General features: G+C 73.4%; 14 protein-coding genes and 3 tRNA genes. 5 read left to right on the top strand and 12 right to left on the bottom strand.

All coding sequences use genetic code 11. From position 1 onward, the window contains the following. Positions 1-63 precede the first annotated feature (63 nt). The 4 genes from AB0873_RS03935 to AB0873_RS03950 form a co-directional block, all read right to left on the bottom strand. Positions 64-136 (bottom strand) — tRNA-Glu (locus AB0873_RS03935). Between the two features lie 253 nt (positions 137-389). Next, positions 390-462, bottom strand: a tRNA-Glu gene (locus AB0873_RS03940). A 103-nt stretch (positions 463-565) separates the two neighbouring features. Then, positions 566-637, bottom strand: a tRNA-Gln gene (locus AB0873_RS03945). 106 nt (positions 638-743) lie between these two features. Then, complete coding sequence (locus AB0873_RS03950) at positions 744-1547, bottom strand: fumarylacetoacetate hydrolase family protein (RefSeq protein ID WP_366598304.1); 804 nt, start codon at positions 1545-1547, stop codon at positions 744-746. 337 nt (positions 1548-1884) lie between these two features. Here AB0873_RS03950 and AB0873_RS03955 point away from each other — a divergent pair, with 337 nt between their 5' ends. From AB0873_RS03955 to AB0873_RS03965, 3 genes are read left to right on the top strand one after another with little or no spacing between them, the layout of a single operon-like run. Continuing rightward, complete coding sequence (locus AB0873_RS03955) at positions 1885-3315, top strand: hypothetical protein (protein WP_366598305.1); 1431 nt, start codon at positions 1885-1887, stop codon at positions 3313-3315. 34 nt (positions 3316-3349) lie between these two features. After that, complete coding sequence (locus AB0873_RS03960; RefSeq protein ID WP_366598306.1) at positions 3350-4219, top strand: 3-methyladenine DNA glycosylase; 870 nt, start codon at positions 3350-3352, stop codon at positions 4217-4219. A 45-nt stretch (positions 4220-4264) separates the two neighbouring features. Then, positions 4265-6736, top strand: a complete 2472-nt coding sequence (locus AB0873_RS03965; protein WP_366598307.1) for a low temperature requirement protein A — start codon at positions 4265-4267, stop codon at positions 6734-6736. Between the two features lie 8 nt (positions 6737-6744). On the opposite strand, the gene arfB is transcribed toward AB0873_RS03965, so the two are convergent. The 7 genes from arfB to AB0873_RS04000 all read right to left on the bottom strand — a co-directional run bounded on the left by arfB (position 6745) and on the right by AB0873_RS04000 (position 12298). Continuing rightward, positions 6745-7170, bottom strand: coding sequence for an alternative ribosome rescue aminoacyl-tRNA hydrolase ArfB (arfB, locus tag AB0873_RS03970; protein WP_155333673.1), 426 nt, complete (start codon positions 7168-7170; stop codon positions 6745-6747). A gap of 65 nt (positions 7171-7235) precedes the next feature. Continuing rightward, a complete protein-coding gene (locus tag AB0873_RS03975) occupies positions 7236-7523 on the bottom strand; it encodes a hypothetical protein (RefSeq protein WP_155333674.1) in 288 nt (95 codons plus the stop codon). 109 nt (positions 7524-7632) lie between these two features. Beyond that, positions 7633-8496, bottom strand: coding sequence for a trypsin-like peptidase domain-containing protein (locus AB0873_RS03980; RefSeq protein ID WP_155333675.1), 864 nt, complete (start codon positions 8494-8496; stop codon positions 7633-7635). Between the two features lie 52 nt (positions 8497-8548). Beyond that, the gene (locus AB0873_RS03985) at positions 8549-9508 is read right to left on the bottom strand and encodes a VWA domain-containing protein (protein ID WP_366598308.1); all 960 of its coding nucleotides are present in this window, start codon (positions 9506-9508) and stop codon (positions 8549-8551) included. After that, positions 9505-10491: a DUF58 domain-containing protein gene (locus AB0873_RS03990; protein WP_366598560.1), complete on the bottom strand. Its 987-nt coding sequence runs from the start codon at positions 10489-10491 to the stop codon at positions 9505-9507. The genes AB0873_RS03985 and AB0873_RS03990 overlap by 4 nt, the downstream gene beginning before the upstream one ends. Positions 10492-10520: 29 nt before the next feature. Beyond that, positions 10521-11570, bottom strand: a complete 1050-nt coding sequence (locus AB0873_RS03995; RefSeq protein ID WP_366598310.1) for a MoxR family ATPase — start codon at positions 11568-11570, stop codon at positions 10521-10523. 185 nt (positions 11571-11755) lie between these two features. Further along, on the bottom strand, positions 11756-12298 hold the full coding sequence (locus AB0873_RS04000) for a hypothetical protein (RefSeq protein ID WP_366598311.1): 543 nt from the start codon (positions 12296-12298) through the stop codon (positions 11756-11758). A 17-nt stretch (positions 12299-12315) separates the two neighbouring features. Between AB0873_RS04000 and AB0873_RS04005 the strand changes: the two genes are divergently transcribed. Next, positions 12316-12480 carry a hypothetical protein gene (locus tag AB0873_RS04005; protein WP_155333680.1) on the top strand — a complete coding sequence of 55 codons (165 nt, stop codon included), beginning with the start codon at positions 12316-12318 and terminating at the stop codon, positions 12478-12480. A 219-nt stretch (positions 12481-12699) separates the two neighbouring features. Further along, positions 12700-13641 carry an endonuclease/exonuclease/phosphatase family protein gene (locus tag AB0873_RS04010; RefSeq protein ID WP_366598561.1) on the top strand — a complete coding sequence of 314 codons (942 nt, stop codon included), beginning with the start codon at positions 12700-12702 and terminating at the stop codon, positions 13639-13641. A 53-nt stretch (positions 13642-13694) separates the two neighbouring features. Here the strand turns inward: AB0873_RS04010 and cimA are convergent, their stop codons facing one another. Next, a complete protein-coding gene (gene cimA, locus AB0873_RS04015) occupies positions 13695-15278 on the bottom strand; it encodes a citramalate synthase (protein ID WP_366598312.1) in 1584 nt (527 codons plus the stop codon). Positions 15279-15582: the final 304 nt, after the last annotated feature.

Consider the following 15582-nt stretch of genomic DNA (forward strand, 5'->3'; position numbering starts at 1 on the left):
CCGCGGCGGGGGGTATGTGTGGGAGGGCCCGCCTCGCGGGTGCGAGGCGGGCCCTTTGATCTGTAGCCCCGACCGGATTCGAACCGGCGCTACCGCCTTGAGAGGGCGGCGTCCTGGGCCGCTAGACGACGGGGCCAGGAGTTTTCCTGCTTCACCGCCCGGTCGGGCGGCGCGGAAGTAGTCTAGCGGCACCGGTCATCGGGCCGACGGCGGGGGCGTCCGCGCGCTGCCGGCCGTCACGCCCGAGGGGCGCCGGCCCGGGACGTCTCCGGACACCAGCGCCGGCCGGCGGGCCCGCCACCGACGGGTGGGCGGCGACCCGGAGGCGCATCGGTGCCGGAGAACGACTAAGCCCGCCCCACATGTGGGACGGGCTGTCACCGCTTCTGTAGCCCCGACCGGATTCGAACCGGCGCTACCGCCTTGAGAGGGCGGCGTCCTGGGCCGCTAGACGACGGGGCCAGAACCTGCTGCTCCCACCCTCGCGGGCAGGAAGCCGAACTCTATCAGAGGTCGGACCTCCGCCAGAATCCAGCGACCGCGATTCTCGCGAATCGCGACTGCGCTGGGGTACCAGGACTCGAACCTAGACTAACTGAACCAGAATCAGTCGGGCTGCCAATTACCCCATACCCCATTGGCCCCTTGCGGCGCCGGGATCAAACTTTACCCTCCCGCTGCCGACAGGCCAAATCGAGCCCCACAAACCGCCCGCGAGCTGCGGAAACGGGCCTCAGGGCGGATCACGTGACGGGTACCACCGGGTTGCTCAGCTCACCGATCCCCTCGATCCGCACGGTCACCGTATCCCCGTCCGCGAGCGGGCTAACCCCGGCCGGCGTACCGGTCAGGATGACGTCGCCCGGGAGCAGCGTCATCACGTGCGAGACGTACGACACCAGGGCCGGCACGTCGAACACCATGTCCCGGGTGCGGCCGAGCTGGCGGACCTCCATCTCGTCCGGGTTGCGACCCACCTCACACCGGATCTCCAGGTCGGTGACGTCGAGCCCGGTGGTGATCCAGGGGCCGATGGGGCAGAACGAGTCGAAGCCCTTGGCCCGGGTCCACTGGCCGTCCGCGCGCTGCAGGTCCCGCGCGGTCACGTCGTTGGCGCAGGTGTAGCCGAAGACGGCCCGTTCGGCGGCGGCCCGGTCGGCGCGGCGGGCGCCGGGGGCGCCGATCACGACCGCCAGCTCGGCCTCGTGCTCGACCTGCTTGGAGAAGATCGGCAGCCGGATCGCGTCCCGCGGCCCGATCACCGAGGTGGACGGCTTGAGGAACAGCAGCGGCTCCCTGGGGACCTCGCTGCCGTGCTCGGCGGCGTGTTCGGCGTAGTTGCGGCCGACGCAGACCACCTTGCTCGGCAGGATCGGCGACAGCAGCCGTACGTCGGACAGGGCCCACCGCCCGCCGGTGAAGTTGATCCGCCCGAACGGGTGCCCGTCGATCTCGGCGACGGTCAGGCCCTGCGGGCCCGCCTCCGGCTCCCCCTCGACGACCCCGAACGACATTCCGTTGGCATGAGCGAAACGAGCGATACGCACCAGGCCAATCTAGTCCGGGCGACCGCGGCGGGAACCGCTGGCCACGCGCCCCGGCACAGGCGACTGCGGGGCCGCCGGGTCACGCGCCCGGCACGGACGGCTGCGCCGAGCCCCGGCACGGCCCTGAGCGGCGCCGGGGCCCACGCGTTCATCGAAGGCGTCGGCCACGGCCGCCGGGCAGGTCACCGCCCGCGCCGGGCGGGCACCCTACGGGATCGGCGGGCCGTCGGGGCGGACTTCCCGACTTCGTACCCGCACGGCGTGAGCCCGCCCCTAGCGTCGGCTCCGGAGGTTCGTTCGTATGCCTGCATCGACACGACACCACAGGACCCTCGCAGTGATCGTCCACTGCCTCGGCATCCTCGCCGCCGTACCGGCACTGCCGGTGGCGGCACCCGACCCGGCCGGCACAACGCGGCCGGCCGCCACCCAGCCGGCCGTCACCCAGCCGGCCGCCGCACCGGGTGCCACCACGCGCCAGGCCACCGCGCCGGAGGCCACCGCGCACCGGGCCAGCGCGCGGCCGGTGCCGGCGCACCCGGTGGCGCGGCCGCCGCTGGCCGTCGCACCGGTGGCCGCGCCGCGACCGGCCGCCGCGCCGACCGACCAGCCGGGTGCGAGCGTGGAACCGGGCCGGCCGTCGGCCCCGCCGGCCGTGCCCATCCCGACCCGGGCGGCTCTCCCACCGCCGAAGCCGCCGGTCACGGTGCGGGTCGCGCCGGAGGGCACGCCCGCGCCGCGCTACCGCATCCAGGTCCGCAACGACGGCAGCCGGCCGGTCGCCACCACCGTCCGCCAGGAACTGCCCCCCGGTACGTCGCCGACCTCGATCACCAGCGGTGGTCGGGCCACCCGCAACGGCGGGCAGGACGTGACCGAGGTGACCTGGAACCTGCGGCTTCCCGCCCGGAGCACCACGACCCTGGGCACCGCGATCACCGCCGCCCCGGGCCGACCGTTGACCGCGCCGGCCTGCGCCTTCGCCACCGACGGCTACCGCCCGTACGACTGCGCGACCGCCACCTGGCAGGGCGTGGCTTCCCAGACCACGACGGTCACGAAGGCCGACCCGCCGGTGTGGCGGCAGCCCGCGACGCTGGTGGCCGGCCTCGGCGGTCTCGCCGTCGTCGCCCTGGGCGGTCTCTGGACGTGGCGGCGCCGGCGCCGTCCGCAGGCCGCTGCCCTCGCCGACCACGCGCGGGGCACGGTCTACCCGCGGCCGGCGACGCCCAGCGCCCCGCCGCTGCGGCGCAAGCCGTCGACGTGGCTGATCGTGCCGGTGGCCGCGGTGATGCTGGCCGGCACCCTCGGCACGGCGACCTGGACGGCGACCCGGCAGGCCGCCGCGGTCGACACCGACAGCCGCCCCACCAGTGGCGCCTGGGTCGGTACCGGGGTGTCCGGCGCGGTCGGCGAGCCGCTGCGCGAGGCGGCGTTCGAGTTCACCGTCTACCGCGTCGCCTGCGAGCCGGGCCGGGGCGCGCGGCAGTGCGCGGCCACGGTCGGCGTCCGCAATCTCACACCTGAGCAGCAGAGTTGGCACGGCCGCCTCCAGCGCGCGTACCTCGCCGACGGCAACTTCGTCAGCACGGACGAGCAGGCGACGCGCCGGGCGAACCTGGGGCGCGACGTGTTCGCCCGGCCGATGGCGGCCGGCAGCCGCATGGTGCTCCCGCTGGTGTTCACGGTGAACGGCCGGGAGCCGCCGACCCAGTTGGAGCTGCGCAGCGGCGTCTTCTCCGCCGGGGTGCGGGTGGACGTGCCCTGACCGGCGGCGCGGGCGGCGGTCGTACCCTGGGTGCGTGACCGCCGCCCTCGCCCCGACCGCCGTACTCGACGCGGCGGTCTGGCGGGCGCGGCACCGGGCGCACGAGGAGCGGGTCGACGCCTGGCTGACGCCGCACCTGGCCCGCCGGCGGCGCGGCGAGAAGCATCCGGTGGAGGACTTCCTCTTCACCTACTACTCGTACCGCCCCGCCCAGCTGCGCCGCTGGCATCCGGGCGCCGGGGTGGTGCTGCGCGACGCGGACGCCGCCGACCTCGGGCGGGACTACCGCGCCGGCGCCGCCGGGGTGACGCTCGACACCGAGGGGGTACGCGCCCGGCGCGCCGAGTCGGTCGCCTGGATCCGGGCGCTGCTCAGCGCCACGGCCGGGCGGTCCGCGCAGTTCGGCTGCTTCGGCATGCACGAGTGGGCGATGGTCTACCGGCAGACGCAGGCGGAGGTGCGGCACAACGCCTGGCCGCTGCGGCTGAGCCCGGAGCGCACCGCGGCGGTCGTCGACGAGCGGGGCGTACGGTGCAGTCACTTCGACGCGTACCGCTTCTTCACCGCCCCGGCCCGGCCGCTCAACGTGCTCACCCCGACCCGGGAGAGCCAGCACGCACTGGAGCAGCCCGGCTGCCTGCACGCCAATATGGATCTCTACAAGTGGGCGTACAAGCTGTCCCCGCTGGTGCCGAGCGAACTCGTGGCGGACGCTTTCGACCTGGCGAGGGAGATCCGCACCCTCGACATGCGGGCCAGTCCGTACGATCTGGCCGCGCTCGGGTACCCGCCGGTGCGGGTGGAGACCGCGGAGGGGCGGGCGGAGTACGTGACCGCGCAGCGCGGCTTCGCCGAGCGGGCCGCGGCGCTGCGCGCCCGCCTGCTCGACGCCCTGCCCGAGTAGTCCGAACCGGGCCGGGCGAGCCGCCGCGCTTGACACAGTGGTCGGGTGAGGCACGCCGGGACCGTCGCGTACTTCGGCCGCATCCATCTGGCGGGCCGGGCGGAGGGCGTGACCCGCCTGGAGTTCTTCCTGGACCTGGTCTTCGTCTACGCGTTCCTCAACGTCACCGGGGTGACCGCCGAGCAGTTCAACGTCGCCGGGGTGCCCCGCGGCATGTTGCTGCTGGTGCTGTTGTGGTGGTGCTGGGTCCACTACGCGTGGCTGGGCAACGTGGTCCGGCTCAACCGGGGCGTGCTGCCGGCGGTGACCTTCGGGTTGGCCGCGACGCTGTTCGTGATGGCGCTGACCGTTCGGGAGGCGTTCGTCGACCGGCCCGGCGGGCTGCCGGGACCGCTGGTCTTCGCGGTGGGGTACGTCGTCGCCCGGGGCGGGCCGTTGCTGGTCGCCGCGTTGGCGCTGCGCCACCGGCCCGAGCTGCGCCGGCAGTTCCGCCGGGTGTGGCCGCCAGCCATCGCCGGGATGCTGCTCGTCCTCGCGTCCGCCCTGCTCCCGGCGCTCACCGACGACCGGCTGCTACGGGACTGGACCCGGTTCGGTCTCGTCGTGCTCGCCATCGTCATCGAGTACGCGGGGGTGTACGCCGCCGGGACCGGGGCGTGGCGGCTACGGTCCATCCCGTACTGGGCGGAGCGGCACAGCCTGATCATCCTGATCGGTTTCGGCGAGACCATCATCTCGGTGGGGTTGAGCCAGGGCGCTGCGGTGGCCCAACCGGTGACCTGGCCGGTGATCGCCGGTGTGCTGCTCAGCGTGGTGCTGATCGGGACGCTCTGGTGGACCTACTTCGACATCGCCCGTTTCGCCGCTGAGCAGGCGCTGGGGCAGGTTTCCGGTGCCCGGCGGACCAGACTCGCCCGGGACGCGTACAGCTATCTGCACCTGCCGATGATGGCCGGGTTGATCCTGGTGTCCCTGGCGCTCAAGCACGCTCTGGCCCAGCTGCGCATCCCGTCGGAGCCGGACGCCCTCGGGCCGATGGTGCTCTACGGCGGCGTCGTGCTCTACCTGGTCGGCCTCTTCGCCTTCGAGGTCCGGACCCTGCGCCTGTTCGGGCGCTCGCCCCTGCTCGGCATCGTGTTGACCCTCGCGCTGCTGCCGGTGGCGGTCGGCCTGCCGGTACTGCCGCAGCTCGTCCTGCTGACCGTCGGGGTGGGCGTCATGGCGATCTCCGACGCCACCGTGTTCCGGCACAAGCACCGGGAACTGCACGCCCACATCGGTACGCCGAGCGAGGAGGGCACCGGTGTCACCCCGAAGGAGCTCTTCCTCGATCTGGTCTTCGTGTTCGCCTTCCTTCAGGTGTCCGCCCTGATGTCGGATGATCCCACCTGGTCCGGTCTGCTCCGTGGCCTGCTGGTGCTGGCGGTGCTCTGGTCGGCGTGGTCTACCTACGTCTGGCTCGCCACGTCGGTCCGTGCGGAGACGGCGGCGGTGCGGGCCGCGATCGTGACGGTGGTCGCGGTGACGGCGGTGATCAGCATTGCCGTGCCGCAGGCCCTCGCGGACGCCGCGGGCGGCCTGTCGGGACCGGTGGTGTTCGTGACCTGCTACGCGGTGATCAGGCTGCTGGCCCTCGCGGCGCTGTGGTTGACGTCGCACAGTCGGGGCGAGCGGGTTCGCCGGGGCAACGTCGGTCGCATGGCGGCACCGACGCTGCTCGCGTTGGCCCTGCTGGTGGTGGCGGCCCTCGCGCCGCACCCGGTCGGCGACATCCGGCAGCTCTCGCCGCTCCGTGTGACGCTGTGGGTGGCGGCGATCGGAATCGACATCATGGGGCCGCTGATCATCCGCCCCCACCGGTGGCGGATCATGTCCGCCCGGCACTGGGCGGACCGGTTCAGCCTCATCATCATCATCGGCCTGGGCGAGGCGGTGATCGCGATCGGTGCCGCCGTCTTCTACTCCCCCGTCTCCAACCGCATCGTCGTGGCCGCCGTGCTCGGCACCGCGTTGCTGGGCGTCCTGTGGTGGCTCTACTTCGGGTGCGACGCCGAGATCGCCGAGCGGACGCTGGCGGAGCGGCACGGAGCAGCGCGGGGCGCCCTGGCCCGGGACGCGTACCTCTACCTGCACCTGCCGATGATCGCCGGGATCGTGCTCGTCTCCCTCGGGCTGCGCAAGGTCATGATGGTGCTCGGCACCCAGGCGTTCTTCGTGGCCAGTCCCCCGCTGTACCCGGTGGCGCACGTCGCGTTGTACGGCGGAGTCCTGCTGTTCCTGGTCGCGGACGAGGCGTTCTGGTGGCGGGTCACCGGCGACCTGCGGCCGCGCCGGGTGGTCACCGCTCTCGTCGTGGCGGCGCTGGCGGTGGTGACCGCCGGGTTGTCCCCGCTGGTGACGTTGAGCGCGCTGGTCGGTGCCGGGCTGCTGCTGGTCGTCGTGGAGGTGACCCGGGGTGCGGACCTGCGGCGTCCGGCGCCCTCCCCCGGATCGGCCGGGGCGGCCGGGCAGCGGTGAGGCCCTGGTCAGTCGCCGTCGACGCGACGGTCGCGCTTGCGCTGGGACTGCCGCTTCTTCTCGGCCAGGCGGCGCTCCTTGGCCGCGCGGGAGGGTCGCGTCTGGCGCCGCGCCTTCGGCGGCGGCGCGATCGCCTCGCGCAGCAGCGCCGCCATCCGGTCCCGGGCGGCCTCCCGGTTGGCGAGCTGGGCCCGGTGCTCGCTGGCGGTCACGGTGAGCACCCCGTCGACGAGCCGGCCGGCGAGACGGTCGAGGGCCCGCGCGCGGAGGGCGTCCGGGATGCCCGGGGAGGTGCCCAGGTCGAAGCTGAGCTCGACCCGCGAGTCGGTCGTGTTGACGCCCTGGCCGCCCGGGCCGGAGGACCGGGAGAAGCGCTCCCGCAGCTCGGCGTCGGGCACGACCCACCGGTCGTTCACCCGCAGCCCTCCGTCCATGCCCCGAGGCTAACGCCGCGGCCGGTGCGGTACGCGCGGTCCCCCGCACGCGCGGCCCGCGCCGGTCAGCGGGGAGCGGTGGTGGCGGAGGGGCTCGGGTCGGCACGCTCGGGTTCGCCGTCGGAGCCGACCGCCGCGTACGCGACGGCACCGACCAGCAGCAGGGCGATCACGCCGACCTTGGTGGTGACCACCCGGATGAGCAGCCACGCGGTGCGCCGGGCGCCGGGCACCGACTTTTTCACGGTCTGGTAGTCGGTCCACCCGCGTCGCGCCCGGGCGTACGCCGACCCCACACCGGTTCCGATGATCAGGCCCACCAGGAGGAGGACCGCGATGAGAGGACGCTCCACCCCCGTCAGTATTCATACTCAGCGTGATATTTCCATGGCTTGATGGATGCGTGCTGAAATCCGACACATCCCCTATTCCACGCGTAATCGGTCAGTCACTCACCGTAACTCAGCCACCCTTGCCGATGATGGTGTCGGCCGTCTGCTGGACCTGCTCGATCGGGATGGCGAAGCCGATGCCGATCGACCCGTTCCCGTCGATCGTGGCGATCGCGGTGTTCACACCGACCACCTCGCCGCGCGCGTTCACCAGTGGACCGCCGGAGTTGCCCGGGTTGATCGACGCGTCCGTCTGGACGGCGGTGTGCCGGTTGTCGCCGAGGCGTACCTGCCGGTCCAGGGCGCTCACGATGCCGGCCGTGACCGTACCGGCCAGGCCGAGCGGCGAGCCGACGGCGAGGACCGGCTCCCCCACCCGGGTCGACCCCGGTTTCGCCAGCGGCAGCGCGGACAGGCCGGCCGACGGCGGGACCCGCAGCACCGCGAGGTCGCTGCGGGGCTCCCGGCCGACCACCTCCGCGGCGAACCGCCGCCCGTCCGGCAGCTCCACGGTCACCGAGCCGTTCCGGCCCTTCGCCAGGATGTGGTCGTTGGTGATGATGTGCTGCTGGTCGTCCACGGCGAAACCGGAGCCGGTCGCCGAGGCGCCGCCCGCACCGCCCACCAGCACCGACACCACCCCCGGGACGGTCTTCTCGGCCGCCGTCACCAGTTCCGCCGGCACCGGGGCGGCCGAGGCCGCCGCCGGGCCCGGTGCGCCCTCCCGGCTCGCGACCAGCCCACCGGCCGCCGCGCCGGAGGCGCTGGAGAGGGCGACCACCGCCAGGCCGGCCAGCAGCCGCCCGTGCCAGCGCCGTCCCGCCCCGGCCCGGTCCGATCCGGGTACGTCCCAGCGGGACCGCCCGTCGGGGTCCAGCTCCGGCGAGACGAACCAGGGGCCGCGCGGCTCGCCCAGCCCGGTCTGCACTGCCATGCGTACGCTCCTCACGTGTCGATCGGCCGCACCGTGACCGGCTCCGGTCGGGTCAGGGCAGGCGGGAGAACCAGCGCATCGAGCCCGCCGCCGCGCCCATGGCGAAAACCAGTCCGAGGCCGATGAACCGGGCCGAGACGTCCTGCCGCTCGGTGCGGTAGCCCACCGAACTGCCGATGTCCTCGTAGACCGCCTTCAGCTCCTCGGCGCTGCCGGCCTCGTGGAACCGGCCGCCGGTCTCGTCGGCGACGGCGCTCAGGGTCTGCCCGTCGACCGGCACGGGGATCGGCCGGCCGAACCGGTCGACGAAGCCGTTCGGGGTGCCGAACACGATGGTGTAGACCGGGACCTTCATGGCCACCGCGTCGGCCGCGGCCTCCATCGGGTCCATGCCGGCCGTGTTGGCACCGTCCGACAGCACGACGATCCGGGCCGGCGGCGGGTTCTTCGCCGCCTGGGCGTCGAAGCTCCGCACCGCCCCGAGCGAGGTGTTGATCGCCTCCCCGATCGCGGTCCCCTGCACGCCGGTCGCGCCCTCGACCAGCCGGCCGATCCCCTCGTGCAGGGCCTCCCGGTCGGTGCTCGGCGGCACCAGCATGGCGGCGCTGCCGGCGAACGCCACCAGACCGACGTTGAACTCGTCGGGAAGGCCGTCGACGAAGGACCGGGCCGCTTCCCGGGCGGCGCTGAGCCGGTCCGGCTCCACGTCGTCGGCGAGCATCGAGGTGGAGACGTCCACCGCCACCATGACGGTCGCCCGCTCCCGGGGCACCCGCACCTCGGCGGTGGGCCGGGCGAAGCCGACCACCAGCAGCGCGAGCATGGCGAGGAAGAGCCCGGCGGGGACGTGCCGGCGCCACGCCGGACGCTGCGGGGCGATCCGGTCGAGCAGCCGCAGGTTGGTGAAGCGCACGGCGTACCGGCTGCGGCGGCGCTGCACCAGGATGTAGCCGACGACCAGCGCGAGCACGCCGAGCAGCAGCCACAGGCGGATCGGCGACAGCCAGATCACGCGGCACCTCCCCGGATCGTCGTGGCGGGTGCGGCGGCCAGCCGGCGTTGCCGGTGCACGTGGCGCACGACGTCCGCCGCCCAGTCCCGGTCGGTCCGCAGCGGCAGGTGCGCCGCGCCGCTGCGCCGCAGCGCCTCGCGTACCTGGTCGCGCTGGGCGGCCGCAGCGGCCGCGTACCGCTCCCGCAGGGCCGGATCCCCGGTCCAGACGTCCCGCCGCCGGCCGCTCTCCGGGTCCATCAGGGTGACCAGGCCGACGTCCGGCAGGTCCCACTCCCGCGGGTCGGTCACCTCGACGGCGAGCACCTGGTGGCGGACGGCCAGCCGGCGCAGGGTCCGCTCCCAGGGCGCCGCCTGTGTCGGGTCGTCGGGCAGACCGTCGAGGAAGTCCGAGACGACCACCACGAGCCCGCGCCGGGTGGCCACCCGGTGCACGGCGTCCAGCGCCTCGACCAGGTCGGGCGGCGCGAGCGGGGCGGCGTCCTCGTCGTAGCCACCGGTACGCGGCGCGGCCAGCAGCGTCCGGAGCAGCCCGAACAGGTGGGTACGCCCGGTGCCGGGCGGGAAGCGGCGCAGCCCGGTCGGCGTGAGCACCTGCGCGCCGAGGCGGTTGCCGACCCCGGCGGTGAGGAAGCCGACCGCGGCGACGGCGGCCACGGCGAGTTCCCGCTTGTCCAGCTCCGCCGTGCCGTACTCCATGCTGGGGCTGGCGTCGACCAGCAGCCACGTGGTGAGTTCCCGGTCCGCGTCGACCTCGCGCACGTGCGGCACCGCCGTGCGGGCGGTCACCGCCCAGTCCATCCGCCGGACCTCGTCCTCCCCGGGGCGGTACTCCCGGCTGCCGGCGGGCTCGCTGCCCGGCCCCGGCAGCAGCCCCTGGTGCTCCCCGTGCAGCAGTCCCTCCAGCCGCCGGGTCACGGTCAGCTCCAGCCGGCGCAGCCGCGCGTCCCCGGCGAGGTCGGCCACGCCGGGGTCCGGCGGCAGGGTCGCCGCCGTCCTGCCCCGCCACCTCATCAGGCGGCCGCCAGGTCCGCGGCCTGTTCCGGGTGCTCGGTGGCGACGCGGGGCGGTGGTACGGCATCGACCAGCCGCCGGACCACCGACTCGGCGGACACCCCGTCGGCGACCGCGTCGAAGGAGAGCACCAGCCGGTGGGCGAGCACGTCCACCGCAAGATCGCGGATGTCCTCGGGCAGCACGTACTCCCGGCCGTGCAGCAGCGCCTGCGCCCGTGCCGCGGCGACCAGGCCGAGCGTGGCGCGGGGGCTCGCCCCGTACGCGAGCAGCGGCGCGATCTCGGGCAGCCCGAACCGGCCGGGGTCGCGGGTGGCGAGGACGAGCCGGACCACGTACTCGGCGAGGGCGTGGTGCACGAAGATGCGGGCCGCCCGGGCCTGGAGGTCGAGCAGCCGCTGCGGGTCCAGCACCCGGCGGGGCGTGGGCCGGTCGACGCTCATCCGGTAGAGGATCGCGAGTTCCTCGTCGTCGCTCGGGTAGTCGACGACGATCTTCATCAGGAACCGGTCACGCTGTGCCTCGGGCAGCTGGTAGACGCCCTCGGACTCGATCGGGTTCTGGGTGGCCAGCACCAGGAACGGCTCGGGGACCTCCCAGCTCCGCCCGCCGATCGAGACCTGCCGCTCGGCCATCGCCTCCAGCAGCGCGGACTGCACCTTCGCCGGAGCCCGGTTGATCTCGTCGGCGAGCACCAGGTTCGCCATGATCGGGCCCAGCTCGATGTCGAAGGTCTCCCGCGAGGCCCGGTAGATGCGCGTGCCGACGATGTCCGACGGGACCAGGTCGGGGGTGAACTGGATACGGGAGAAACCGCCCCCGACGACCGTGGCGAGGGTCTGCGCCGCGAGCGTCTTCGCGACGCCGGGCACCCCCTCCAGGAGGCAGTGACCGTCGGCCAGGAGGGCGGTGAGCAGGCGCTCGACAAGCCGGTCCTGCCCGACGATCACGCGTCTGACCTCGGCGAGGGTCTGCTGCAGCTCGGCGCCGGTCGCGTCGGGATCGACCGCGTTGGGCATGCTGGCCAGGGTGTCCGAGATGTCCGTCACGGTGCTTGCTTCCCGTGCCGGCCGTCGGACAAACGTCGGAATTACCGCCGCTACCAGGCACTTACCGGTCGAACCATGGCCGGAGCGGGACAAGCCGCCCAGCCGGCCGGAGAGGGAAGCGGCTCCCGGCTTCGAGCGACCGGCTCCCGGCTTCAAGCGACGCCGGGAGCCGGTCCGTCGAGGAATCAGACCACCGGGTGGACGACCAGGTGGAACGGCAGGCTCTTGTTGCCGCCGGCCGAGGTGCGGGTGGCCACGAAGATCGAGTTGGCCAGGTCCCGCCGGGGCGCCGAAGCGATCTCCCCGCTCGGCGGGACGTAGAGACTCCTCGTCGTGCCGATGGTCGCGGTGTGGATGGCGGTGGCGACGTTGACCGGGAAGTTCACCGAGAACCAGCCGACGCCGACCTGGGTGACCGTGATGCCCGGGTGGGAGGCGCGGGTGACCTGCCACACCCCGGTCACCGGGTTCTGCTCGACCACCGCTCCGTACAGGGTGCCGATCGCGAGCGTGCCCGCCTCACCCCTGGCGAGGGCGGCCCTGGCCGCCGCCCGCTCCACCCCGGTCACCGGGGGCTGGGCGTTCGCCCGCGGCTGGCGCAGCGACTGCGCGGCCTCGGCGGGAGGTTGCGTGCCCGGCTTCGCGACGGCAATCCCGCCGCCGGCGAGGGTGAGGGCCAGGACGACGAACGCGACCGTCGCGGCCTTGCGTCTGAGGATCGAGGTCATGACAGGACTCCCTTTTTGTGACCGTGATGATCCGGCCGACCCGGGATGACGGGACGGTTTGCCTGACGATTTCGCCGGTGCGGAAAATGAGCACCATTCGCCGGGAATCATTGATCACCGAGCGCACCGCGAATGGCGGCTTCACACCGACCATATGGACTCTGACCTGCGGCAACCACTGAAAGACGTGACGCCGCAACCAGGTGGAAACTAACACCACAAAAAGCCGGGCGTCAATAGTCGATCACGCCTGGCAACCCATTCCATAAATGCGAAAAGCGAACGCCCGCCCATTCATGAAAACGCTGCGTTCGCGGTCCGGGTCCGCGCCCCCGGCGGTGACACCCTAGTCTGCTGCCGTGCGCGGAACGGACGGGGACGGCGGCGGGCGCGCCGCCACGCTGGTCTGCTGGGCGGCCGTCGTGCCGGGTGTCGGGTGGGCGGTGGTCCGCCTGCTCGGCCTGGACCGGGGACCGCTCGTCCAGTTGCTGGCGTTCACGCCGTACGTCGCGGCGGGCAGCCTGCTCCCCCTGGTGCTGACGGTCGCCCTGCGGCGCCGGTGGCCCGCGATGGTCGCGGCGCTGACGACGGTGGCGCTGGTCGCCGTGGTGGCGCCGCGGGCAATCGACTCGGCCCCGCCGGACGCCGGCGGGCCGGCCATCCGGCTGCTGACCGCGAACCTGCTGGCCGGCACCGCCGACGCACGGGTGCTCGTCGACCTGGTCCGCCGGCACTCGGTCGACGTGCTCGCCGCGCAGGAGTTCACCCCGGAGATCGGTGCGGAGCTGGACCGGCTGGGCCTGGACACCCTGCTACCGCACCGGGAACTGCACCCGGCGGAGGGCACGCTCGGCTCCGGGCTGTACGCACGCTTCCCTGTCAGCGCGGGCGGCGTCCGGCACAACCGCGGCGGCTGGGGCTTCGACCAGGCGTACGCGACGGTCGCCGTGCCGGGCGCGCCGCCGGTCCGGGTGGAGTCGGCGCATCCCGCCGCGCCCTACGCGCTCGACCAGGTCGGCCACTGGCGCACGGATCTCGCAGCTCAGCCACCGGCGACCCCGGACGGGTCGCTGAGCATCCTCGCCGGCGACTTCAACGCGACGCTCGACCACGGCCCGCTGCGCGCCCTGCTCGACACCGGGTACGTGGACGCGGCCGACGCGGCCGGCGCCGGGCTCACCGGGACGTGGGGGCCGTACGACGGCGATCCCATCCCGCCGGTCACCATCGACCACGTGCTGGTGGACCGGCGGATCGCCGTCCGCGCCGTCTCCGTGCACCCGGTCCGCGGCAGCGACCACCGCGCAGTGCTCGCCGTCCTCCGCCTCCCGACCTCGGTGTAAGGAAGGGCCCCCTATTAACGCCTGGTGTAGTAAAAGGGTCCCTTCCTAACGCCTCACACCCGCGCCCGGTCCAGCCCGTACGTGAGGGCGTCGACGAGGGCGTGCCAGCTGGCCTCCACCACGTTCGGGTGCACCCCGACGGTGGTCCAGTCACGGCCGGCGCCGTCGGAGGTCTCCACCAGCACCCGGGTCACCGCGCCGGTGCCGTGGCTGCCCTCCAGGATCCGCACCTTGTAGTCGGCGAGCTCGAAGTCGCGCAGTTCCGGGTAGTGCTTCGCCAGGCCGACGCGCAGCGCCTCGTCGAGCGCGTTGACCGGGCCGTTCCCCTCCGCGGTGGCGATCACGCGCTCCCCGCGTACGCGGATCTTGACCGTCGCCTCGGAGACGACCGCGCCGTCCTCGCGGTGCTCGACCAGCACCCGGTACGACTCCAGCGCGAACGGCCGCGCGGGCGCCGCGTCCGGCAGCTCGGAGCGGACCAGCAGCTCGAACGAGGCGTCGGCGGCCTCGAAGGACCAGCCGCCGGCCTCCAGTTCCTTCACCCGGTTGGTGACCCGGGTCAGGGTCTCCGGATGGCCGGCCAGGTCCAGGCCCAGCTCTCGGCTCTTGAGCTCGACACTGGCCCGGCCGGCCATCTCGGTGACGAGGATCCGCATGTCGTTGCCCACCACCTGTGGGTCCACGTGGTTGTAGAGCAGCGGATCCACCTTGATCGCGCTCGCGTGCAGCCCCGCCTTGTGGGCGAAGGCGGCGGCCCCGACGTATGCCTGGTGGGTGTCGGGGGCGATGTTGGCGATCTCGGCGATGGCGTGGGAGACCCGCACCATCTGCTCGAGGCAGCCCTCCGGTAGGACCGGCAGCCCGAGCTTGAGCTGGAGGTTCGCCACGACGGCGAAGATGTCGGCGTTGCCGGGGCGCTCGCCGTACCCGTTGGCGGTGCCCTGGACGTGCCGTACGCCCGCCTCCACCGCGGCGATGGTGTTGGCCACCGCGCAGGCGGTGTCGTTCTGGCAGTGGATGCCGAGCAGGTCGGGAGCGACGCCGATCCGGTCGGTGAGGTCGGCGATGGCGGCCGTGACGTGGGAGGGCAGCATGCCGCCGTTGGTGTCGCAGAGGACGAAGCGCTCGGCGCCCGCGGCGAGCGCGGCCTCGACGACCCCCGCCGTGTACGCCGGGTCGTGCCGGTAGCCGTCGAAGAAGTGCTCGCCGTCGACGAACACCCGCCGCCCCTCGGCCACCAGGTGCGCCACCGTGTCGTGGATCATCGCCAGGTTCTCCTTGGCGGTGGTCCGCAGCGCCCGCTCCACGTGCCGCAGGTCGGCCTTGGCGACCAGGGCGATCGCCGGGGTCTCCGCGTCCAGCAGGCCGCGTACCTGCGGGTCCTCGGCTACGGGCACCCCGGCCCGGCGGGTGGCGCCGAACGCGACCAGCACCGCGTGCCTCAGGTCGAGTTCGGTACGCGCCCGGCGGAAGAACTCCGTGTCCTTGGGCACGGCGCCCGGCCATCCGCCCTCGATGAAGCCGACCCCGAACTCGTCGAGCAGCCGGGCCACCGCGAGCTTGTCCACCACCGAGTAGCTGAGCCCCTCGCGCTGGGCGCCGTCGCGCAAGGTCGTGTCGTAGACCTGGAACGTCATCGGGATCCTTTCTCAAGCAACAAAAAGACCCCCCGCGGATGCGGGAGGTCTGCGCGCTCGGCGGAGGGGAGGCCGGCGCGCTAGGTGCCAATAATCAGGACGGTGCTGGTCACGATCGTTACTGTGCCACCCCGGTGCTGGTTTTGGGAGCGCAATCCACATTCCGGGACGGTGACGGAGGGTCGTCATACCCTGTCGATGTCGGCGAGCCGGCGGAAATCCGGCGTTGGTGATCAGCTTCACAAGTCACCCGGCCGCCACCAGGCGTGAACACCGGTGGGGGAAGTATCTGGAACCGATCCAG

Source organism: Micromonospora sp. NPDC047707 (genome assembly GCF_040704235.1).
Taxonomy (GTDB): domain Bacteria; phylum Actinomycetota; class Actinomycetes; order Mycobacteriales; family Micromonosporaceae; genus Micromonospora.